This window comes from Gordonia sp. NB41Y, from assembly GCF_030718915.1.
Taxonomy (GTDB): domain Bacteria; phylum Actinomycetota; class Actinomycetes; order Mycobacteriales; family Mycobacteriaceae; genus Gordonia; species Gordonia desulfuricans.
On sequence record NZ_CP132196.1, the window covers coordinates 5,017,388 to 5,039,702 of the forward strand.

The following is a 22,315-nucleotide window of genomic DNA, read 5'->3' on the forward strand; positions in this document are numbered from 1 at the left end:
TGTTCGGATGAGTCCGACGTGGCCCACCCCATCACGCCACCGCCGATCGGCCGGTCACCGCGGTCGTCACCCGGACCAGCATGGTCGCGGTGATGTCTCCGACATCCTCTGCGGGTGCGGGCGGGCCGTCGTACTGGCGCCACGTGTTGACGCCCAGGCCGATCCGGGCGGACTCGGCCGCCATCGCACAGAACAGACCGTCGCACTCGGCATGCATCCGTGCCACCAGCATCGCGTCGATCGCCAGCCGCGCCCACCCGCCCAGCGGATGCCCGGTGCGCTCGGCGTAGCGCAGCAGGTCGTAGCCGAAGTCGTGTGTGCGGCACAACGGTTCGAACCGATCCGGCATCGGGACCGGTGACGAGCAGTCGCCGTCGGGATCGGTGGGATAGCCGTCGGCGGTCACCGGGAGATAGCCCATCACCGCGACGAAGTCGGCGGGGAGTGCGTCGAGCGTCGCCGCCGGATCGGGACCGGTCAGCACCTGGACCGTGCGGGCCGCAGGCGAGACCTCATCGGCGTGTGCGACCGGGGTGGGAGAACCGGGTGACCTCGCCCCCGCCGGTGCGGCGAGCCACGCATGGGTGATCACGACGAGAATCCCGAGAACGACCCATGCGGTCGGGCGCAGTCCGTTGCGCAGGGTGAAAACCGTTGGGAATCCGGTGTTCCCGAGATCTACGGTCGGGGATTGGATGGTCGCGTACTCGGCTGTGGTGGACATGTATCCGACGCTAGGAACGGCCGGCACCCACCCACATCGGCCGCGCGACCGGTTCACGCACCACCCCGGCGATCGGGATGACCGCCCCCGACCGGGACCGGGGTATGACCACCGATCTCCCTCTCGAGTATGAGGACTTCGCGCAGATCGCCGCCTAGCGTGGACGGCGAGGTGATGTGAGATGTTGCGACGATGGACGCGGGCCGGCTGGCGTGCGGTGTCGGCGGAGTTGCGGGACACCCCGCTGGCCCGGCATCCGGGCGTTCGGGCCTACCTACGATCGCCGCTGAACTGGTTCTTCCTGGTCTTCGCCACGGTCCTGTTCATCGTGTCGTGGGGGACCATGTCGATGACGCACGCGGTGCCCGCCTACGTGATGCCGGTGACGGCCGCGCTGGCATCGGTGCCGCTGGCCTTCGCGTGGGCGGCACCGTTGCCGGCGTGGACGGTGTCGGCGGTGTCGGCGTTGGTGATCGGGGTGGTGACCTCCACCGCCAACGGATGGCCATGGCAGATCCAGGTCACCCACATCATCGCGTTCCTGATCCTGACGTTCATGGCGTTCCTCCGGTGCCCGCTGCGGCTGCTGCTGCCCTGGTGGGTGTGCTCGGTTGCGGTGATGGTGCTGTCGGCGCCGGCCGAGGCGCGGTTCGGGTGGGCATTCGGTCTGACCGCCCTCGCGGTGGTCACCGGCCTGTTGCGCGGACTGTTGTTCTCCCGCCGTCAGCTCGCCGTGCAGACCGAGGAGACGCGGGTCGCCGAGTCCACCGCCGCGGTGCTGGCCGAACGCACGCGGATCGCCCGCGACCTGCACGACGTCGTCGCCCACCGCATGTCGATGGTGGTGGTGATGGCCCAGACCGCCCGCTACCGTCTGCCCGACGTCTCCGTGGCCGCGGCCGAGGAATTCGATGCCATCGCCGACGCGGCGCGGACCTCGCTGGACGAGGTGCGGCAACTCCTCGGTGTGCTCCGGGTGGAGGGAGCGACGGTGGCTTCGGCCCCCAATCCCGGCCTGGGTGAGATCGATTCGCTGATCAGCCAGACCCGCCGCGCGGGCGCTCAGGTCGCCTTCACCGATGGACTCGACCATGCGGTCTTCGGTGAGGCGTCGGCGCTGGTGATCTATCGGATCGTGCAGGAATCCCTGGCGAACGCCACCCGGCACGCTCCCGGTGGTGCGATCACCGTGGAACTCGCCGCCGACAACCGTACGAACGCAGGCGATCCCGCCGCACAGGTGATGGTGTACAACGCGGCGGGCACCGAACCGCCGCTGGGACTCGGTGGTGCCGGGGTGGGAGTGCCCGGGATGATCGATCGGGCCGGTGCGGTGGGCGGTACCGTGACCGCCGCACCCGCCGGCGACGGCGGATTCGTGGTGCGCGCGTGGATTCCGTCCGGGGGTGGACGCGGCGCCGTCACGGCGACCGGATCGGGTGCCGGGCGGTCGGGTGCGATTCCGTCGGGTGCGGAGGCCGCCGCGGTCGCCGACGACGCCCGGTAACGTGGCACCGTGCCGATCACGCTCGTCGTCGTCGATGACCAGGCCATGGTCCGACAGGGATTCTCCGCGCTGTTGGCCGCACAACCCGACATCTCGGTTCTCGGCGATGCCGCCGACGGTGTCGAGGCCGTCGACCTGTGTCGTCGGGTCCGCCCCGATGTGGTCCTGATGGATGTCCGGATGCCCCGCAAGGACGGACTGTGGGCGGCCGAACAGATCCTCGGTTCGGTGCCCGCGGCCGCCGCTGCCGCCCCCGCCGACGGTGCGCAGGGGCGGACCAAGGTGCTGATGCTCACCACCTTCGACATCGACGACTACGTCTACGAGGCGCTGCGGATCGGGGCGTCGGGCTTCCTGCTCAAGGACGCGCCCGCCGACGAACTCGTCCGTGCGGTGCGGGTGGTCGCGGCGGGGGAGGCGCTGCTCGCGCCGTCCATCACCCGGCGGCTGATCCAGGAGGTCACCGACCGCAGATCGCGTCCGGTCCGGTCCTCCGATGCCGCTGCACATCTCACCCCTCGGGAACGCGAGGTGCTCGGACTGGTCGCCGACGGCAAGTCGAATCAGGAGATCGCCGCGGAGCTGTTCGTCGCCGAACAGACGGTGAAGACCCACGTCAGCAGCATGCTCGGGAAGCTCGCGCTGCGTGATCGTGCGCAGGCCGTCGTCTTCGCCTACGAGAACGGGTTGAAGTGACACCGCACGTGTCCGGGATGACATGCCCGGCACGAGTGGCACTTCACCACTAGATTGAATCCCGACCCGTGTCGGTCACTCGGTGATGGTGGATTTCGACTGTGGCAGGAGGCGTTCGACGGTATGGCGAAGCGATTCGGGATTCTGACGGCCGGGGGTGACTGCCCGGGGCTGAACGCGGTGATCCGCGGAGCGGTCCTCAAGGGGGAGACGGTCTACGGCCAGGAGTTCGTCGGTTTCCGCGACGGCTGGTACGGACTGGTCTACGGCGACATCATCGATCTCGACCGCTCGGTGGTCCGTGGTCTGTCCAACCAGGGTGGAACCATCTTGGGCACCAGTCGATTCGGCCCGTACTCCGAGCCCGACGGCGGCCCGGAGAACATCAAGAAGGTACTCAAGAACCTCGGTATCGACGGCGTGATCGCGATCGGCGGAGAGGGCACCGCGGCGGCGTCGAAGCGGCTCCTCGAGGACGGCATCCCGATCGTCGGGGTACCCAAGACCATCGACAACGACATCAACGCCACCGACTACACCTTCGGTTTCAACACCGCCGTCGAGATCGCCACCGAGGCGATCGACCGGCTGCGCACCACCGGCAACTCGCACAAGCGGTGCATGGTGCTCGAGGTGATGGGCCGTCACGCCGGATGGATCGCGCTGCACTCGGGGATCGCCGGTGGCGCACACGCCATCCTCATCCCGGAGCAGCCGGAGAGCATCAACCAGATCTGCGCCTGGGTCACCAGCGTCAAGAACCGTGGCCGGGCACCGATGGTGGTGGTGGCCGAGGGTTTCAAGCTGCCCGAGATGGCGGAGGCGCACTCCACCAAGGGACTCGACGGGTTCAACCGTCCGAGGCTCGGCGGGATCGCCGAGGTGCTCGCCCCGATGATCGAGGAACGGACGGGTATCGAGGCGCGGGCCACCGTACTCGGTCACATCCAGCGCGGTGGTGTGCCGACCGCCTTCGACCGGGTGCTCGCGACCCGGCTCGGGATGGCCACGGCCGACCTCGTCGCCGACAAGAAGTGGGGACACATGGTGGCGCTGCGCGGCACCGACATCGTGCGCACCACCTTCGACGAGGCGCTCGCCGATCCCAAGCAGGTGCCGCTCGACCAGTACCAGGAGATCCGGGTCATCTTCGGGTGATCCCCGCGGTCCGATGACCGGATCACGCCTCGCGCGGGATCACCAGCCACAGCACCAGGTAGAGCAGGACCTGCGGGCCGGGAAGCAGGATCGACGCCACGAACAGGGCGCGGACCAGACTCGCATCCCAGCCGTAGCGGGCGGCGATGCCGCCGCACACCCCGCCGAGCCAGGCGTCGGTACGCGATCGGGTCAGCCGGCGGGCGGGGGCCGAAGTGGCCTGGTAGGAGGTGCTCATCATGGGGGTCCTCTCGGTCGGCCGTCCCGGTTCGGGCCGGCGTGATCAGGTCGTCTCCGACGCTACGAGCGCCGTCGGCCAGGGGCATCGGGGTTCACCCGGGGATTGGACCTGAACTCCGGCTCGGGGTCGCCGGGATGTCCCCGTGCGGTGGGTGCGGGGTGCTCGGCATAAACTGGAGCGCATGACTGCCGCTGCCGCCGAGTTGATGGACTACGACCAGGTCATCGCCGAATTCGATCCGGTGATGGGACTCGAGGTCCACGTCGAACTGGGTACGGCCACCAAGATGTTCTGTGGCTGCCCGACCGCCTTCGGCGCCGATCCCAACACCCAGGTGTGCCCGGTGTGTATCGGTCTGCCGGGTTCGCTGCCCGTCGTCAACCAGAAGGCCATCGAGTACGCCATCCGGATCGGTCTGGCGCTCAACTGCTCGATCCGCCCGTCGAGTGTCTTCGCCCGGAAGAACTACTTCTACCCGGATCAGCCGAAGAACTACCAGATCTCGCAGTACGACGAGCCGATCGCCTTCGACGGGTACCTCGATGTGCAGCTGACCGACGGCACCACCTGGCGTGTCGACATCGAGCGTGCGCACATGGAGGAGGACACCGGAAAGTCGCTGCACATCGGTGGCAGCGGACGTATCCAGGGTGCCGACCACTCGCTGCTCGACTACAACCGTGCCGGGGTGCCACTGGTCGAGATCGTCACCAAGCCGATCGTCGGCGCCGGTGAACGTGCCCCCGAGGTGGCCCGCGCCTACGTGACCGCCCTGCGCGATCTGCTCAAGGCCCTCGAGGTCTCCGACGTCCGGATGGATCAGGGTTCGCTGCGCTGCGATGCCAACCTGTCGCTGATGGCCAAGGACGCCACCGAGTTCGGTACGCGGACCGAGACGAAGAACGTGAACTCGCTGAAGAGCGTCGAGATCGCGGTGACCTACGAGATGCGCCGTCAGGCCGCGGTGCTCACCGCCGGCGGTGAGATCGTCCAGGAGACCCGTCACTTCCACGAGACCGACGGCACCACCTCGGCCGGCCGCCGCAAGGAGACCGCCGAGGACTACCGGTACTTCCCCGAGCCCGACCTGCCGCCGGTGCAGCCGTCGGAGGAGTGGATCGCCGAGCTCGGCACCACCCTGCCGGAGCTGCCGTGGGTGCGCCGTGCACGCATCCAGGAGGAGTGGGGTGTGTCCGACGAGGTCATGCGCGACCTGGTCAACGTCGGCGCCGTCGACCTGATCATCGCGACCGTCGACGCCGGTGCGTCACCGGAGGCCGCCCGCGGCTGGTGGGTGTCGTTCCTGGCGCAGCAGGCCAACAGCCGCGGCGTCGAGCTCGCCGACCTGCCGATCTCCCCGGCACAGGTGGCCACCGTCATCGGCCTGGTCGACGCGGGCAAGCTCACCACCAAGCTGGCCCAGCAGGTCGCGACCGCCGTGCTCGACGGCGAGGGTGAGCCCGAGCAGATCGTCGCCGACCGCGGTCTCGAGGTGGTCCGTGACGACTCGACCCTGCAGAAGGCCATCGACGAGGCGCTCGCCAACAATCCCGACATCGTCGAGAAGATTCGTGGCGGCAAGGTCAAGGCCGCCGGAAAGATCGTCGGCGACGTCATGAAAGCCACTCGCGGACAAGCAGATCCGGCTCGCGTCCAGGAACTCGTCCTGGCCGCCTGCCAGTAGGCATCCACCGACGACGTGCCGCGGCGCCCACATCGATGTGGGCGCCGTTGGTGTTTCCCGACACTCACCGACCGGGAGACGCCGTCACCGACAGACCCTGACCCGAGATCGCCGGCCGGGTGGACAGTCCACGCGGCCGGCGGTGTCCGACCAGCTCGTGGATTCGCATCGACCCGACGACCGGCACAGGAGGAGTTCGATGACGGCAGCGGCATCCGACCGACGGGATCTGTTGGCGGGGTGGGAGAAACATGTCGAGTGGCCGCTGGCGGGAATCGCGTCGTTGTTCCTGGTCGCGTACTCGATCCAGGTGCTCGGCCATCCGCATCGCGTGGTCGCGGTCGCGCTGAACGTCGTCGTGATCGTGTCGTGGGTGGTGTTCGGCATCGACTATCTCGTTCGGTTGATGCTCGCGCCGCAGCGCGGACGGTGGTTCTTCCGGCACCTGCCGGATCTGGCGATCGTGGTGCTCCCGGTGCTGCGGCCGCTGCGTCTGGTGAGTCTGGTGATCCTGGTGGGTACGCTGCAGAAGGCGATCGGCGGGGCCATCCGCGGCAAGGTCATCGTCTACACGGTCGCCAGTGCGGTGTTGCTCATCTACGTCGCATCGCTGGCGGTGTACGAATCGGAGCGCTCGCACGCCGACGCCGTCATCACGAGCTTCGGCGACGCCGTGTGGTGGGCGTTCGTCACCGTCACCACCGTCGGCTACGGAGACTTCGCCCCGGTGTCGGTGACCGGCCGGGTGGTGGCGGTGCTGCTGATGATCGGCGGGATCAGCCTCATCGGTGTGGTCACCGCGACACTCGCATCCTGGATCGTCCAGCGTGTGGCCGAGGAGGACGACGCCAACCGCGCGGCGACCGCGGCCGAGATCCAGGAACTGCGTGCCGAGATCCGTTCGCTGCGCGTCGCACTCACCGGCCCCCAAGCGATGGACCCCGAAGCTATGGATGCCGCAGCGGTGGACCCCGACGCGATGGACCCCCAAGCGATAGATGCCGCAGCGATGGATGCCCGACTTTCCGACGCCGAACCGGCCCTGGACTCGTCGGAGCCGAAGGAACCCGCGGGCTGAGCGAGGACGGTGACGCATCCCGATCCGGCCACATCGCGATCGGGTGCCCGGTCAACGGGATCAGGTGCACGGTGAACGCGATCGGGGGCCCGGTCAACGGGACCAGGCGCACGGTCAACGCGATCGGGTGCCCGGTGAACGCGATCGGGTGCCCGGTGAACGCGATCGGGTGCCCGGTCAACGGAATCGAGGGCACGGTCGACGGAATCGGGTGCCCGGTGAACGCGATCGGGTGCCCGGTGAACGGGATCGGGGGCACGGTGAACGGGATCGGGTGCCCGGTCAACGGAATCGAGGGCACGGTCAACGAGATCGGACGCCCGGTGAACGGGCGGGGTGCGCGCCCAGACCTCAGGTACGGTCCTCCGACGGCGGCGGTGCGATGAAGCGGACCACGCGGTCGTCGGTGCTCACCGGTTTGCCGTAGGCCCGGTTGACCGTCGCGAACTGGATCAGCCCGTTGCTCAGCGCCGTCATCCGGCCGAGGGCCCCGTACCGCTTGTCCAGCACCACCGCCGGCGGATTGATGGTCGGCTTGTCGCGGGTGGGTTCGTTGATCGCGAGGATCTGTTGGGTCCGCGTGGTGGAGACGAAGATCTGTCCGCCGGTGGCCGCACAGCCGGCGATCTGTGGGCGATCCGGCCACGTCCAGAGCACCTTGGTGCCGGACTCCTCGACGGCCTGGATGCGATCCTCGGTGGGCCCCTGATCGGAGACGTACAGCGCGCCGGTCGAGCTCGGACACAGCGCCACATTCGTCCCCAGCCCGGACGCGAGGACCTTGGGCCGGGCGTTCGACCCCGACGACAGGTCGCTCACCACGAGCAGCTTGCCGGCCAGCGACGCCGGGTCGGCGGCGGCTGCGGGATCACCGGCATTGCCGGTGGCGACGACGAGCTCGGTGGGCGAGACGAACATCAACGCACCCATGTTGCCGGTGGCGCCCTTGGGGATTCCGGTCAGGATCGGCTTGGGCGCATCACCCGGGGCGATCCGCACCACCCGATTGTCCGAGCCGGTGGTGATCAGCGCATAGATGAGCTGATCCTGGTCGTAGGTGGGGGAGTAGGCGAAGTCGATCAACCCGCCGTCGCCGGTGGCGTCCACCGGAAATGTGGTCACCACCCGTTGCGGCCCATAGCGTTTGGTGGTGATGATCTTGCCGGTGGTGCGTTCGGCGACGATCGTGCTCTCGCCCTGGTCGTCGCCCGCCCGCACCCCACCGGTCGAGGCGAGGCAGGTCGCGATGACCGCGGGGTCGGGATCGACGCACGGCCCCGGTGGTGGCGGTTCCTGTGACTCGGTGCCCCCGGGCCGGCTCTGTGGGGGCTGGCTCTGCGGCACGGCGATCGACTCGTCGTTGGCACTGAACTGTCCGGCGGCCCGATCCTGATCCTGCTGAGAGAAATCACAGCCCGCGGTGAATGCCAGTGCCACCACCATCACACCTGCGGCCAGCGCGCGGACCCCGGACGTGGATGACCCACGTCGGGAAGCTGTCCGGCCCCGCGGCCCATGGTGCTGCCGCCCCAATCGCATGCCCACCACAGTAGGCGATCGGCGGCGGTGGCCCGCGCGCCGGTCCGTGGCATCCCGGCCCCGGCATCTAGAGTCGGCGGTGTGAGTGAACGCGACCAGTCCGGTGGCGGCCGGGAGGACTTCCGGCCGCCGAGCCCCTACGACGAGCCGACCGAGGCGTTCTCCGTGCAGCCGCGACCGGCCGATGATCGCGACAGTTTCTACGACCGTCACCACGTGTCGCGGGTCGATCACCTCGACGACCTCGATCCCGACGAGGTGGCCACCCACCAGTTCGACCTGCCGCCCGCCGGACGGCCCCGCAACCCCGCTCCGCTGCCGCCGGTCACCGACGTCGACGAGGCGCCGACGGTCCCGACTCCGGCGCAGACGCCCCCGGTCACCCGGCGAACCCCGTCGGCCCCGGTCACCCAGGTCCCCCCGGCCGCGGCGCCGGCCGATCAGGCGACCCCGATCCCGTCGGTCGAGGAGACCTTCCCGGAGCTGGCCGAGTCCCGTCGACGACCGGTGCCCGACGAGACGACGACCGACCGACCGGCCGGTGACCATCCGACCGACGACCATGTCGTCGAGTCGCATCCGACGATGGAACTGACCGCGGGCGACCCCGAGTACGTCGAGGGTGCCGAGGCGACGTCGTTGCTCGCCGCGCCGCTCGCCGACGCCGGGGACCGTCCCGACCATCTCGACGGCACCGGGCAGCCCGGCAACGCCCCGGCCGTCATCGCGGAACGCCGCGGCACCCTCGACGCGGGTCTGCTGATTCTTCGACTGGTCATCGGCTGGATGGCCATCGGTCACGGCCTGCAGAAACTGTTCGGCTGGTGGCAGGGATGGGGCCTCGACGGCTTCCAGGACCTGTTCACCGACAAGGCCAACCCGGCGAATGCCGATCTCACCAGGGCGGTCGCGATCGCCGGGGCGGTGTCGGAGACCGCGGGCGGCGCGCTGCTGATCCTCGGCCTACTCACCCCGATCGGGGCGGGCCTGGTGCTGTGGATGACGGTGTTCGTCTCCATCATCGACGTGGCGATGTATCGCACGATCGCGTTGTTCGGGCCGCTCATGCCCCTTCATCAATACGACCTCGTGCTCATCGGCGCCACCGCGGCCCTGGTCCTGACCGGCCCCGGCGCCTACTCCCTGGACCGATCCCGTAAGTGGGCCCGACGCCCCTACATCGGGTCGGTCGCGGTGTTGATCATCGCCATCGCCGTGGGGATCGCGGCGTGGATCCTGTGCAACGGCAGCAACCCTCTCGAGCCGCCGAAACTCGGCGGCTGAGGCGCACCCCTCACGGGACGCCTCAGCCGGCGGGTGTCCGGTCGCCGGCCGGGTCTCAGTCGACCGAGCGCACGGCACCCTTGTCGGCGGAGGTGGCGAGCTTGGCGTAGGCGCGCAGAGCGGTGGTGACGGGACGGTGCCGGTCCTTCGGGGCCCACGGACGCTCGGAGGCCTCCATCTTGGCGCGCCGCTCGGCGAGGACCTCGTCGTCGACGAGCACGTCGAGGCGGCGGGTCTTGACGTCGATCAGGATGTGGTCGCCGTCCTCGATCAGACCGATCACGCCGCCGGCCGCGGCCTCGGGCGAGATGTGGCCGACCGAGAGTCCCGACGACCCGCCGGAGAACCGGCCGTCGGTGATCAGGCCGCACTTCTTGCCCATGCCCGTGCCCTTCATGAAGGCGGTGGGATGCAGCATCTCCTGCATACCGGGACCACCGGACGGGCCCTCGTAGCGGACCACCAGCACCTCACCTGCCTGCAGGGTCTTCGACAGAATGACGTGGACGGCGTCCTCCTGGCTCTCGACCACGCGGGCCGGACCCTCGAAGTGCCACAGGTCCTCGCTGATACCGGCGGTCTTGAGGACCGCGCCGTCCTCGGCGAGGTTGCCCCGCAGCACGCACAGGCCACCTTCGACGGTGTAGGCGTGCTCGATGTCGCGGATGCATCCGCCCTCGGCGTCGGTGTCGAGTGAACTCCAGCGGTTGGCGGTGGAGAACGGGGTGGTGGTGCGCACGCCACCGGGGGCGGCGTGGAACAGCTCCACCGCGGCGTCGGTCGCCTTGCCGCCGCGGATGTCCCAGTCGTCCAGGCCCGCACCCAGGGTGGTGGAGTGGACGGTCGAGGCGGTGTCGTCGATCAGACCGCCGCGGCGCAGTTCGCCCAGGATCGCGGGGATTCCACCGGCCCGGTGGACGTCCTCCATGTGGTAGTCGGAGTTGGGCGACACCTTGGACAGACAGGGCACCTGACGGCTGATCTGGTCGATCACCGTCAGATCGAAGTCGGCGACCTCACCCTCCTGTGCGGCGGCCAGGATGTGCAGCACCGTGTTGGTGGAGCCGCCCATCGCGACGTCGAGCGCCATCGCATTGCGGAAAGCGGTGGGGGTGGCGATGTTTCGGGGCAGCACCGAGGCATCGTCGTCGCGGTACCAGCGGTTGGCGGCCTCCACCACGACCCGGCCGGCGCGCTCGAACAGCGCGTGGCGTGCCTCGTGGGTGGCCAGGGTCGAACCGTTGCCCGGCAGGGCCAGGCCGAGGGCCTCGGTGAGGCAGTTCATCGAGTTCGCGGTGAACATGCCCGAACACGAACCACACGTCGGGCACGCCGACCGTTCGACCTCGCTCAGTCCGTCGTCGTCGACGTCGGAGTTGGCCGAGGCGGAGATGGTGGTGATCAGGTCGGTGGGGGCGTGGGCGACACCGTCGACGACGACGGCCTTACCGGCCTCCATCGGACCACCGGAGACGAACACGGTGGGGATGTTCAGGCGCATCGCGGCATTGAGCATGCCGGGAGTGATCTTGTCGCAGTTGGAGATACACACCAGCGCGTCGGCGGTGTGGGCATTGACCATGTACTCGACCGAGTCGGCGATGATCTCGCGGCTCGGCAGCGAGTAGAGCATGCCGCTGTGGCCCATCGCGATGCCGTCGTCGACGGCGATGGTGTGGAATTCGCGCGGCACGCCACCGGCCGCCCGCACGGCGTCGGCGACGATCTCGCCCACGTCCTTGAGATGCACGTGACCCGGCACGAACTGGGTGTAGGAGTTCGCGATGGCGACGATCGGCTTGCCGAAATCGTCGTCGGTCATACCGGTGGCACGCCACAGGGAGCGGGCTCCGGCCGCCTCGCGGCCGACGGTGGTGGTGCGGGACCTCAGGGCTGGCATGGACTTCCTCGATCAGACAGGGTGCTGACGCACGATTGCGCGGTGGGCTGCTGACCGTCCACGTTACTCCCCGCTCACCTGGGCCAACAAAAACTTCGGCCCACGTCAAGGGTCACGAAACGGTCGTACCCACCGATCGAGGTCAACGTCGCGCACCCGGTCGGAGATTCCCCGCCCCCGGATTCCCGGTCCGCCGATCTGCGCTGTGGCCGCCGGTGGTCAGATGCCCAGCACGGCCTTGGCGATCATGAAGTAGATGATCAGGCCGGTCGCGTCGCAGAAGGTCGAGATGAACGGGGTGGAGAACACCGCCGGATCGACCCGGATCGACTTCGCGATCAGCGGCATCATGCCGCCGACCGTCGCCGCCATCGTGCAGATCGACAGGATGGTCAGCCCGATCACCGTGCCGATCTCCAGCTCATAGGCCAGGCCGGCGACGGCGAAGCCGACGATGCCGAGGACCGTGCCGAGGGTCAGACCCACCCGGACCTCCTTGCCGGCCACCCGCAGCACGTCGCGGGGTGCGGCCTCGCCGGTGGCCAGTGCACGGGTCACCGTGGTGGCCGCCTGCGACCCGGTGTTGCCGCCGATCCCGGTCAGCAGCGGGATGAACAGCGCCAGCGCGACCTTCTGCTCGAGGGTGCCCTCGAAGATCTCGAGCACGTTGACGGTCAGGATGGCCGACACGGCCAGCACGAACAGCCACACGATGCGGGCGCGGGTGATCGACAGGACCGATGCCAGCAGGTAGGGCTCGCGCAGCGGCTCGCTCGCACCGGCACGCGCCTCGTCGGTGTCGCGGGCCTGCTCGACCACCTCGGCGGCGTCGTCGATGGTGAGCATCCCGACCAGCCGGCGTTCCCGGTCGGTGACCGGCATGGCCAGGACCGCGCGGTCGATACAGCGCTGGGCGGTGAGCTCGGCGTCGTCGTCGGCGTAGGCGGCGATCGGCTTGTGCATCATCGTCGACAAGGGGGTGTCGGCATCGCTGAGCAGGAGATCACGAAGGCTGACCACACCCCGCAGGACGCGGCCCTCACCGATCACCGGGACGGTGTAGATGGTCTCGACCTCGTGGCCGCGTTCCTTGACCCGTTCGAGGGCCGCCGCGGCGGTGTCGTCGACGTAGGCGTGCACCACCTCCGGGCTCATCCGGCGGCCCACCGAGCCACGCGGGAAGCCGAGGACGACACCGGTCATCTCCCGTTCGTCCGGGGTCAGCTGCTGGACCAGGGCCTTGGCGACGGCGGCCGGGAGTTCGTCGAGGAGTTCGGCGCGGTCGTCGGGATCGAGATGATCGAAGGCCTCGGCGACGTCGGCGGTGCCGAGATCGGCGATCAGGTCGACCTGCGATACGGCGGTCAGGTCGTCGAACACCTCGACCGCGGTGGGTTTGGGCAGCAGGCGGAATGCGACGCCGCGACGCTTGCGGGGGAGACGGTCGAGGATGCCTGCCACTTCACCGTGGTGCAGTGTGGCGAGGAGGTCGCCGGCCTCGGTGAGGGCGCCGCCGTCGATCAGGGCGCCGATCTCGTCGGGGTTCACGATCTGCTGGGTCACGGATGAACCCTATCGTCCCCGCGGCGGCACCAGGGTTCGAGCTCACCGGCGAAACCACAGGTCAGTGCGCGTTCACCTGGGGGTCACCGGGCAGCCATCCCGGCGTCGCCCGCGAGCCGTCGGGAGGTCAGCGTGCGGCGTCGGCCGACGCGTACGGATCCGGGATGCGGCCCCGGCTCGCCGCCGACAGGCGCGGCAGGTCCTGGAAGGTGATGGTCGGCAGCTTCACCCGGGTGTCGTCGGCGAGTACCGCACGCACCGGACCCCACTTGGTGAACTGCAGGCCCTCGATCTCGGGCCAGCTGACGTCGCGGGCGGAGAAGGTACTGACCGCCCGCAGGCCGTCCTCGGTGACCACGGTCCGGATCCGGGCGATCCACAGCGCCAGGAACACCGGCAGGATCAACGTCCAGCCGAGCCAGGGGAGACTCGCCCCGGCCAGGACGAGGGCCACCAGGAAGGCCATCGGGACCGCGAAGTAGGCGAGCTTGCTCAGGCGGAAGGTCTGGGGCAGCTCGGGCACCTCCGGATCGGCGCCGGAAGCTGCCGGCGTGGACTCGGAACCGGAAGATGCAGCAGAAGACACAGACCCATTGTGGCATCCGCACCGCCTCAGGTCTGCGGGCCTCTCCCCGGTCGCCCCGACGACCAGTGTCTTCCCAGGATGTGGGACCATCGGGGGCGGAGTTTGACTCTGTACTATCTGCACCCCTACCGTGAACGACGTGATGCACAACGAGCTTCTCGTAGTAATCGGCCGGCGCGTCGTCGCCTGACCGGTCACCTCGTAGACCCAAGCCAGCATCGACGCGCCACCCTCGAACAGCCTCGCTGTCGGGGGTTTTTTGTTGCCACCGATCAAGCCCCACCCACCAGTCAAGACCACGAACACGAAGGACCGTGCAGTGAGCGCACCAACAGCACGTACGGACACCAGCGGAGCCGGCTCGTCCGTCCCCGCCGCGCGTCAGGAATCGCCAGCGGCAGGGAACCTCCGCACCGTACGGCAGAACACCGTCGCCCCCGAGCGTGTCTCGGGTGCCCAGTCGGTGGTCCGGTCGCTCGAGGAACTCGGTGTCGACGTCGTCTTCGGTATCCCCGGTGGGGCGGTCCTGCCGGTCTACGATCCGCTGCTCGACTCGCAGAAGGTCCGGCACGTCCTGGTCCGGCACGAGCAGGGCGCCGGGCACGCCGCCACCGGCTACGCACAGGTCGCCGGCCGTGCCGGCGTCATGATGGCCACCTCCGGCCCGGGTGCCACCAACCTGGTCACCCCGCTCGCCGACGCCCAGATGGACTCGGTCCCGGTGGTCGCCATCACCGGCCAGGTCGGTCGCGCGCTGATCGGTACCGACGCCTTCCAGGAGGCCGACATCTCCGGCATCACCATGCCGGTGACCAAGCACAACTTCCTGGTCAGCAATGCCGCCGAGATCCCGCAGGTCATCGCCGAGGCCTTCCACATCGCCGAGAGCGGCCGCCCCGGCGCCGTCCTCGTCGACATCCCGAAGGACATCCTGCAGAGCCAGACCACCTTCTCGTGGCCGCCGCAGATCGACCTGCCGGGCTACCGTCCGGTCACCAAGCCGCACGGCAAGCAGGTCCGCGAGGCCGCACGTCTGATCAATGCCGCCAAGAACCCGGTGCTCTACGTCGGCGGCGGCGTGATCAAGGCCAACGCCTCCGAAGAACTGCTCGAGCTCGCCGAGCTGACCGGCATCCCCGTCGTCACCACACTGATGGCGCGTGGCGCATTCCCGGACTCGCACAACCTGCACCTGGGTATGCCGGGTATGCACGGCACCGTCGCCGCGGTCGCCGCACTGCAGCGCAGCGATCTGCTGATCACCCTGGGTGCCCGGTTCGACGACCGCGTCACCGGACAGCTGTCGTCGTTCGCGCCGGACGCCAAGGTCATCCACGCCGACATCGACCCGGCCGAGATCGGCAAGAACCGTCACGCCGACGTCCCGATCGTCGGTGACTGCCAGGCCGTGATCATCGACCTGATCGAGACCCTGCGCAACGAGCGGGCCACCACCGACACCGCGCCGGATCTCACCGAGTGGTGGGCCTACCTCGACGGCATCCGTCGCACCTACCCGCTGAGCTACGACCGCCCGGCCGACGGTTCGATGTCGCCGGAGTTCGTCATCTCGCAGATCGGCCGGCTCGCCGGACCCGACGCGGTGTACTGCGCCGGCGTCGGCCAGCACCAGATGTGGGCCGCGCAGTTCATCTCCTACGAGAAGCCGCGCAGCTGGCTCAACTCCGGTGGTCTGGGCACCATGGGCTACGCCGTCCCGGCGGCGATGGGCGCCAAGATGGCCGCACCCGAGAAGGAGGTGTGGGCGATCGACGGTGACGGCTGCTTCCAGATGACCAACCAGGAGCTGGCCACCTGTGCGATCGAGGGCATCCCGATCAAGGTTGCCCTGATCAACAACGGCAACCTGGGCATGGTCCGCCAGTGGCAGACGCTGTTCTACGAGGAGCGCTACTCCAACACCGATCTGGCGACGCACTCGATGCGCATCCCGGATTTCGTGAAGCTCGCCGAGGCCCTCGGCTGTGCCGCCTTCCGTGTGGAGAACGAGGCCGACGTCGACGAGGTGATCGCCAAGGCCCGCGAGATCAACGACCGCCCGGTCGTGATCGACTTCATCGTCGGGGCCGACGCACAGGTCTGGCCGATGGTCGCCGCCGGAACCGGCAACGACCAGATCATGGCCGCCCGTGACATCCGTCCGCTGTTCGACGACGACGCGTCGGCCGCCGATCCGTCGGCGATCCACGAGATCGTCAACCAGGAAACCAATCTCGGCCAGGAGGGTGAGAGCAAGTGAGTACCCATACCCTGAGCGTGCTCGTGGAGGACCGCCCGGGCGTCCTGGCACGCGTCTCGTCGCTGTTCTCGCGCCGCGGCTTCAACATCGAATCGCTGGCCGTCGGTCCGACCGAGATCAAGGGCATCTCGCGGATGACGATCATGGTCTCGGTGGAGGACTTCCCGCTCGAGCAGGTCACCAAGCAGCTGAACAAGCTGATCAACGTGATCAAGATCGTCGAGCAGGATCCGTCGAGTTCGGTCTCGCGCGAGCTCCTGATGGTCAAGGTGCGCGCCGACTCGTCGGTCCGTACCGAGGTCATCGAGGTGGTGAACCTGTTCCGCGCCAAGGTGATCGACGTGTCACCGGAGTCGCTGACCATCGAGGCGACCGGCACCGGCGAGAAGCTCGAGGCGCTGCTGCGGATGCTCGATCCGTACGGCATCCGCGAGATCGCCCAATCCGGGGCGGTCACCCTCGGACGAGGACCCAAGAGCATGTCGGCCAACCGCTGACCTACCGCAAGTAACATCGGGCCCCTCGCGTCGAGAACCGAATCGCCTGGGGCACACCACAATAGTGAAGGGAAGCCAACTGTGGCGATTGAACTGTTCTATGACGACGACGCGGATCTGTCGATCATCCAGGGCCGCAAGGTCGCGGTGATCGGATACGGCAGCCAGGGCCACGCCCACTCGCTGTCGCTGCGTGACTCCGGAGTGGACGTCGCGATCGGTCTGCGTGAGGGCAGCAAGTCGCGCGAGAAGGCCGCCGAGCAGGGCCTGAAGGTGATGAGCAACGCCGAGGCCGCCGCCTGGGCCGACGTCATCATGCTGCTGGCCCCCGACACCAGCCAGGCCCAGATCTTCACCGAGGACATCGAGCCCAACCTGAAGGACGGCGACGCCCTGTTCTTCGGTCACGGCCTGAACATCCACTTCGGCCTGATCAAGCCCCCGGCCAACGTCACCATCGGCATGGTCGCCCCGAAGGGACCGGGCCACCTGGTCCGCCGCCAGTTCGTCGACGGCAAGGGCGTGCCCTGCCTGATCGCCATCGAGCAGGACCCGAAGGGTGAGGGCCAGGCCCTCGCGCTGAGCTACGCCTCCGCCATCGGTGGTGGCCGCGCCGGAATCATCAAGACCACCTTCAAGGAAGAGACCGAGACCGACCTCTTCGGCGAGCAGGCCGTGCTCTGCGGTGGCACCGAGGAACTGGTCAAGACCGGTTTCGAGGTCATGGTCGAGGCCGGCTACGCCCCGGAGATGGCCTACTTCGAGGTGCTGCACGAGCTCAAGCTGATCGTCGACCTCATGTACGAGGGTGGCATCGCCCGCATGAACTACTCGGTCTCCGACACCGCCGAGTTCGGTGGCTACCTGTCGGGCCCGCGCGTCATCGACGCCGACACCAAGGAGCGCATGCGCGCCATCCTGAAGGACATCCAGGACGGCACCTTCGTCAAGCGCCTCGTCGCCAACGTCGAGGGCGGCAACAAGGAGCTCGAGGGCCTGCGCGCGAAGAACGCCGAGCACCCCATCGAGGTGACCGGCAAGAAGCTGCGTGACCTGATGAGCTGGGTCGACCGCCCGATCACCGAGACCGCCTGAGTCATCGGCTGATCTGCACCACAGAGCCCACGGGCCCCGCATCTTCCGGACACCGGAGTGCGGGGCCCGTGGGCTCTCTGCTGTCGGACGGTCTCTGCTGTCGGACGGTCTCTGTGGTCTGGGCCGACGCCGGTGTCGATCGATCCGGTGGGGGTGGACCGGACGGTGCCGGGGGACAAGGGGACCCGGGTCACGGGCGCCGCGTGTCGTGCTCGGTCGCGGGTCCGCCCGGGGCGAGCCCCGTCGACCGTATCCGACGACGCGCATCCCCGAACCGGACCGGACACGTGAAAACAACTGCGCCCCTTCCCTGATCGGGAAGGGGCGCAGCCCTGGAGAAATGCTCTGTCGATCGGACCCGGTGGATCAGATCGGGGTGAAACCCTTGTACTTGGTGGTCTTCACGTAGTTGAGCACCGGTCCGATGTTGGTTCCGGTCTCCGGTCCGATGCAGCCGAGGAAGTAATAGGCGTTGACCATGCCGACCAGGCGGTCACCGACCACGACGGGGCTACCCGAATCGCCCTCGATCACGCAGATCTGGGAGAAGTGGACATCACCGTCGGAGAACCATGCGATACCGCAGGTGTTGCCGGTGGTGCGGCCCGTCTTGCACGCGATGGTCGGGAAACCGATCGGACGGGTGTCGATGGAACGGATGGTGACCCCGTTGACCGAGCGCTGCGGCACCACCCGGCTCTTGTCGAACTGGATGATCGCGACGTCGTCCTTGGCATTGGAGTACGTGATCACACCGGCCTGGCCACGATCGGAGTACGTCTCCGACAGCACCACCTGGCCGGGCTTTCCGCAATGGCCCGCCGTGATACCGATCAGCTCACCGGTCTTGGCATGCCCGATGGTGGTCAGTGTGCACGCCGACGCGGAGTTGCCGCCCTTGAGGACCAGGATTCCCGATCCTCCGCCGAGGTAGATCTTCGCCGGTGCCGCCGTTGCGGTACCCGGTGCCCCCCAACCTGCCAGTACGGTCGCTGCCAGGACAGCCAACAGTACTGTCAGCTTCTTCTTCATTCACACTCCACTCTCGACTAACCCGACCTCGTCCTCACCCGACGCACCGCTCAACACGCGGGTACGACGTCCGGTAGTCAACCGTACCGGCGCCACGGGCCGTGCCGTCCCCACCGGGACAACCGCGTCCGCATTGCAACCGATCCGTGATGGCGCCAGGTAACGACGACCACAATGTACTCCCCACGGACCGCAGGAGGTCCCGGGTTTGGACGACCGGTGACCAAGGTCCTGGTCACGCCCTCTAAGCTGTCTGCTGGATGCTTTTAGGGCATCGCACCCGATCTCGCAACCGATTCTGGAGAACAACTGTGACCACAGCAGGCCTGCCGGTCGTCCTCATCGCCGACAAACTGGCCCCGTCCACCGTGGAAGCCCTCGGTGACGGTGTCGAGGTGCGCTGGGTGGACGGCCCCGACCGTCCCAAGCTCCTCGAGGCCGTCGTCGACGCCGATGCGCTCCTGGTCCGTTCCGCCACCACTGTCGACGCCGACGTGCTCGACGCCGGCAAGAAGCTCAAGATCATCGCCCGTGCAGGCGTCGGCCTGGACAACGTCGACGTGCCGGCCGCCACCGCGCGTGGCGTCATGGTGGTCAACGCTCCGACGTCGAACATCCACACCGCCGCCGAGCACGCGATCAGCCTGCTGCTGTCGACCGCGCGCCAGATCCCGGCCGCCGACGCCACGCTGCGCGAGCACGCCTGGAAGCGTTCGTCGTTCAACGGCGTGGAGATCTTCGACAAGACCGTCGGCGTGGTCGGCCTCGGCCGCATCGGTCAGCTGGTAGCCGCGCGTCTCGCCGCTTTCGAGACCCACATCATCGCCTACGACCCCTACGTGTCGCCGGCCCGCGCCGCCCAGCTGGGCATCGAGCTGGTCTCCCTCGACGAACTGCTCGAGCGCGCCGACTTCATCACCGTGCACCTGCCCAAGACCCCGGAGACCCTGGGTCTGATCGGTGCCGAGCAGCTCGCCCGCACCAAGAAGGGCGTCATCATCGTCAACGCCGCCCGCGGTGGTCTGGTCGACGAGCAGGCGCTGGCCGACGCGATCAACTCCGGTCAGGTCCGCGGCGCCGGCCTCGACGTGTACGCCACCGAGCCGTGCACCGACTCGCCGCTGTTCGAGCTGCCGCAGGTCGTGGTGACCCCGCACCTCGGTGCATCCACCAGCGAGGCCCAGGATCGTGCCGGCACCGACGTCGCCAAGAGCGTGCGTCTGGCGCTGGCCGGCCACTTCGTCCCCGACGCGGTGAACATCACCGGCGGCAAGGTCGACGAAGAGGTCGCCCCGTGGCTGGAGATGGCCCGCAAGCTCGGTGTGCTGATCGGTGCGATCAGCACCGAACTGCCGTCGTCGATCGTCGTCGACGTGCGCGGTGAGCTGGCCTCCAGCGACGTCTCGGTGCTGGGACTGTCGGCGCTGCGCGGTCTGTTCCAGGCCGTGCTCGACGACCCGATCACCTTCGTCAACGCCCCCGCCGTGGCCGAGGCCCGTGGCGTGACCAGCGAGGTCACCACCGCCACCGAGAGCCCCAACCACCGCAGCGTCGTCGACGTCAAGGCCGTGTTCGCCGACGGGTCGGTGCACAACGTGTCCGGCTCGATCACCGAGCCGCGTCTGGTGGAGAAGATCGTCAACATCAACGGCCGCAACTTCGATCTGCGTGCCGAGGGCCTCAACCTGCTGGTCAGCTACACCGATCAGCCGGGCTCGCTGGGCAAGATCGGCACCCTGCTGGGCGATGCCGGCATCGACATCCTGGCCGCCGCGCTGTCGCAGGACGCCGAGGGAACCGGTGCCACCGTCATCCTGCGCGTCAGCCGCAAGGTCGACGACTCCGTCGTCGACGCCATCAGTGGCGCCGTGGGTGCCACCCTGATCGAGCAGGTGGACCTGTCATGAAACTCGCCGTGATCGCCGGTGACGGCATCGGACCCGAGGTCATCGCCGAGGCACTCGAGGTGCTGCGCACCGTCGTGCCCGACGTCGAGACCACCGAGTACGACCTGGGTGCACGCCGCTACCACCGCAACGGTGAGCTGCTCACCGACGCAGACCTGGACTCGCTCCGAGAGCACGACGCGATCCTGCTCGGCGCCATCGGCGACCCGTCGGTGCCGTCCGGCGTGCTCGAGCGCGGTCTGCTGCTCAAGATGCGGTTCGCACTCGACCATCACGTCAACCTGCGTCCGTCGCGTCGTCTGCCGGGAGTGACCTCGCCGCTGGCCGGTGACCCCGACATCGACTTCGTGGTGGTCCGCGAGGGCACCGAGGGGCCCTACACCGGCAACGGTGGCGCCATCCGCGTCGGCACCCCCAACGAGGTGGCGACCGAGGTCAGCCTCAACACCCGCTTCGGTGTGGAGCGTGTGGTGCGCAACGCCTTCGAGCGGGCGACCCGACGCCGCAAGCACCTCACGCTGGTCCACAAGACCAACGTGCTCACCTTCGCCGGTTCGCTGTGGAGCCGTGCGGTGGACGAGATCGGCAAAGAGTACCCGGACGTCACCACCGACTACTGCCACGTGGACGCGGCGACCATCTACCTGGTCACCGATCCGGGCCGCTTCGACGTGATCGTCACCGACAACCTGTTCGGCGACATCATCACCGACATCGCCGCCGCGGTGTCCGGTGGTATCGGGCTGGCGGCGTCGGGCAACATCGACGCCACCGGGACCAACCCGTCGATGTTCGAGCCGGTGCACGGCAGCGCCCCCGACATCGCAGGCCAGGGCAAGGCCGATCCGACCGCCGCGATCCTGTCGGCGGCCCTGCTGCTCGAGCAGGTCGGTGAAGCCGACGCCGCCCGCCGCGTGGAGAAGGCCGTCGCCGACGACCTGCTCGAACGCAACGGACAGACGCTGTCGACGTCGGAGATCGGAAAGCGAATCCGCGAGCGCCTGTAGCGCAACGTTTCTCGACTGATGTGAACGAAGGCCGGTCCCCACTCGGGGCCGGCCTTCGGTCGTCTGCTGTGTTTGTCTGCGCTGTGTTTGTCTGCGCCGACTTCGTCGTCGCGGGCCGCTCGCCTTACCGCGCGTCTTCCCTCCTCATCACCTCGGTCGCAAGCTCCCTCGCTCTTCGTCAGTCCAGACACGCGACGGCGCGCGGCCGTGGGGTGTGGTTCTTGCTGGTTGAGCCGGTGAGGAGCGTAGCGACGAGGCGTGTCGAAACCTCCGGCGGCTGATGTCGGGTGGTGACGCGCTTGTTGGTGGGTGCGTTCCAGCGCCAGGTGGCTGAGGTTTCGACGACGGTCGGCCTCGCTGGCGCGAGGACGTCCTGGTCCGTCGGACTGAGCTTGTCGAAATCAACCGTCGTGTGGGGTGCGAGGTCGTGCTGCTCAATCATCGTGTGGGGAACGTCGTGCTCAATCGTCGTGTGGGGTGTGGTTTTTGGTGATTGAGCCGTGGAGGAGCGTAGCGACGACGCGTGTCGAAATCTCCGCAGGCCGATGTTGGGTGGT

At 68.3% G+C, this 22,315-nt stretch carries 19 protein-coding genes; 11 read left to right on the forward strand and 8 right to left on the reverse strand.

Going from position 1 to position 22,315, the window contains the following annotated elements; genetic code table 11:
* Positions 1–31: 31 nt before the first annotated feature.
* Entirely contained in the window at positions 32–724 is a 693-nt protein-coding gene (locus tag Q9K23_RS21790) for a hypothetical protein (protein ID WP_020793633.1), read from the reverse strand.
* Positions 725–905: 181 nt separating this feature from the next.
* Here Q9K23_RS21790 and Q9K23_RS21795 point away from each other — a divergent pair, with 181 nt between their 5' ends.
* The 3 genes from Q9K23_RS21795 (at position 906) to Q9K23_RS21805 (ending at position 4,085) form a co-directional block, all read left to right on the forward strand.
* Positions 906–2,231 (forward strand): histidine kinase, encoded by a 1,326-nt coding sequence (locus tag Q9K23_RS21795; RefSeq protein ID WP_082366062.1) that lies wholly within the window; start codon positions 906–908, stop codon positions 2,229–2,231.
* A 9-nt stretch (positions 2,232–2,240) separates the two neighbouring features.
* Positions 2,241–2,927: a response regulator transcription factor gene (locus Q9K23_RS21800; protein ID WP_020791603.1), complete on the forward strand. Its 687-nt coding sequence runs from the start codon at positions 2,241–2,243 to the stop codon at positions 2,925–2,927.
* A gap of 123 nt (positions 2,928–3,050) precedes the next feature.
* The gene (locus tag Q9K23_RS21805; protein ID WP_053778338.1) at positions 3,051–4,085 is read left to right on the forward strand and encodes a 6-phosphofructokinase; all 1,035 of its coding nucleotides are present in this window, start codon (positions 3,051–3,053) and stop codon (positions 4,083–4,085) included.
* 22 nt (positions 4,086–4,107) lie between these two features.
* On the opposite strand, the gene Q9K23_RS21810 is transcribed toward Q9K23_RS21805, so the two are convergent.
* The gene (locus tag Q9K23_RS21810; RefSeq protein WP_053778346.1) at positions 4,108–4,323 is read right to left on the reverse strand and encodes a PspC domain-containing protein; all 216 of its coding nucleotides are present in this window, start codon (positions 4,321–4,323) and stop codon (positions 4,108–4,110) included.
* A 184-nt stretch (positions 4,324–4,507) separates the two neighbouring features.
* On the opposite strand from Q9K23_RS21810, the gene gatB reads away from it, so the two are divergent.
* On the forward strand, positions 4,508–6,010 hold the full coding sequence (gene gatB, locus Q9K23_RS21815; RefSeq protein WP_053778337.1) for an Asp-tRNA(Asn)/Glu-tRNA(Gln) amidotransferase subunit GatB: 1,503 nt from the start codon (positions 4,508–4,510) through the stop codon (positions 6,008–6,010).
* A 199-nt stretch (positions 6,011–6,209) separates the two neighbouring features.
* The gene (locus Q9K23_RS21820; RefSeq protein WP_082366061.1) at positions 6,210–7,088 is read left to right on the forward strand and encodes a potassium channel family protein; all 879 of its coding nucleotides are present in this window, start codon (positions 6,210–6,212) and stop codon (positions 7,086–7,088) included.
* Between the two features lie 351 nt (positions 7,089–7,439).
* Here the strand turns inward: Q9K23_RS21820 and Q9K23_RS21825 are convergent, their stop codons facing one another.
* The gene (locus Q9K23_RS21825) at positions 7,440–8,531 is read right to left on the reverse strand and encodes a PQQ-dependent sugar dehydrogenase (RefSeq protein ID WP_053778335.1); all 1,092 of its coding nucleotides are present in this window, start codon (positions 8,529–8,531) and stop codon (positions 7,440–7,442) included.
* 177 nt (positions 8,532–8,708) lie between these two features.
* Between Q9K23_RS21825 and Q9K23_RS21830 the strand changes: the two genes are divergently transcribed.
* Entirely contained in the window at positions 8,709–9,911 is a 1,203-nt protein-coding gene (locus tag Q9K23_RS21830) for a DoxX family protein (protein ID WP_053778334.1), read from the forward strand.
* A gap of 55 nt (positions 9,912–9,966) precedes the next feature.
* Here the strand turns inward: Q9K23_RS21830 and ilvD are convergent, their stop codons facing one another.
* The 3 genes from ilvD to Q9K23_RS21845 form a co-directional block, all read right to left on the reverse strand.
* Positions 9,967–11,811, reverse strand: a complete 1,845-nt coding sequence (gene ilvD, locus Q9K23_RS21835) for a dihydroxy-acid dehydratase (protein WP_020790636.1) — start codon at positions 11,809–11,811, stop codon at positions 9,967–9,969.
* A gap of 219 nt (positions 11,812–12,030) precedes the next feature.
* The gene (gene mgtE / locus Q9K23_RS21840; RefSeq protein ID WP_261978070.1) at positions 12,031–13,335 is read right to left on the reverse strand and encodes a magnesium transporter; all 1,305 of its coding nucleotides are present in this window, start codon (positions 13,333–13,335) and stop codon (positions 12,031–12,033) included.
* A 166-nt stretch (positions 13,336–13,501) separates the two neighbouring features.
* Positions 13,502–13,960, reverse strand: coding sequence for a PH domain-containing protein (locus Q9K23_RS21845; RefSeq protein WP_244882442.1), 459 nt, complete (start codon positions 13,958–13,960; stop codon positions 13,502–13,504).
* Positions 13,961–14,279: 319 nt separating this feature from the next.
* Between Q9K23_RS21845 and Q9K23_RS21850 the strand changes: the two genes are divergently transcribed.
* The 3 genes from Q9K23_RS21850 (at position 14,280) to ilvC (ending at position 17,812) form a co-directional block, all read left to right on the forward strand.
* Positions 14,280–16,220 (forward strand): acetolactate synthase large subunit, encoded by a 1,941-nt coding sequence (locus Q9K23_RS21850; RefSeq protein ID WP_053778333.1) that lies wholly within the window; start codon positions 14,280–14,282, stop codon positions 16,218–16,220.
* Positions 16,217–16,717, forward strand: a complete 501-nt coding sequence (ilvN, locus tag Q9K23_RS21855; protein ID WP_053778332.1) for an acetolactate synthase small subunit — start codon at positions 16,217–16,219, stop codon at positions 16,715–16,717. Before Q9K23_RS21850 ends, ilvN begins: the two co-directional genes overlap by 4 nt.
* A gap of 81 nt (positions 16,718–16,798) precedes the next feature.
* Complete coding sequence (gene ilvC / locus Q9K23_RS21860; RefSeq protein ID WP_020790640.1) at positions 16,799–17,812, forward strand: ketol-acid reductoisomerase; 1,014 nt, start codon at positions 16,799–16,801, stop codon at positions 17,810–17,812.
* 366 nt (positions 17,813–18,178) lie between these two features.
* Here the strand turns inward: ilvC and Q9K23_RS21865 are convergent, their stop codons facing one another.
* The gene (locus tag Q9K23_RS21865) at positions 18,179–18,844 is read right to left on the reverse strand and encodes a S1 family peptidase (protein WP_020790633.1); all 666 of its coding nucleotides are present in this window, start codon (positions 18,842–18,844) and stop codon (positions 18,179–18,181) included.
* A 311-nt stretch (positions 18,845–19,155) separates the two neighbouring features.
* On the opposite strand from Q9K23_RS21865, the gene serA reads away from it, so the two are divergent.
* On the forward strand, positions 19,156–20,751 hold the full coding sequence (gene serA, locus Q9K23_RS21870; RefSeq protein WP_020790630.1) for a phosphoglycerate dehydrogenase: 1,596 nt from the start codon (positions 19,156–19,158) through the stop codon (positions 20,749–20,751).
* Positions 20,748–21,758: a 3-isopropylmalate dehydrogenase gene (locus tag Q9K23_RS21875; RefSeq protein ID WP_053778331.1), complete on the forward strand. Its 1,011-nt coding sequence runs from the start codon at positions 20,748–20,750 to the stop codon at positions 21,756–21,758. The genes serA and Q9K23_RS21875 overlap by 4 nt, the downstream gene beginning before the upstream one ends.
* Positions 21,759–21,936: 178 nt before the next feature.
* On the opposite strand, the gene Q9K23_RS21880 is transcribed toward Q9K23_RS21875, so the two are convergent.
* A complete protein-coding gene (locus tag Q9K23_RS21880) occupies positions 21,937–22,200 on the reverse strand; it encodes a hypothetical protein (protein WP_020794200.1) in 264 nt (87 codons plus the stop codon).
* Positions 22,201–22,315: the final 115 nt, after the last annotated feature.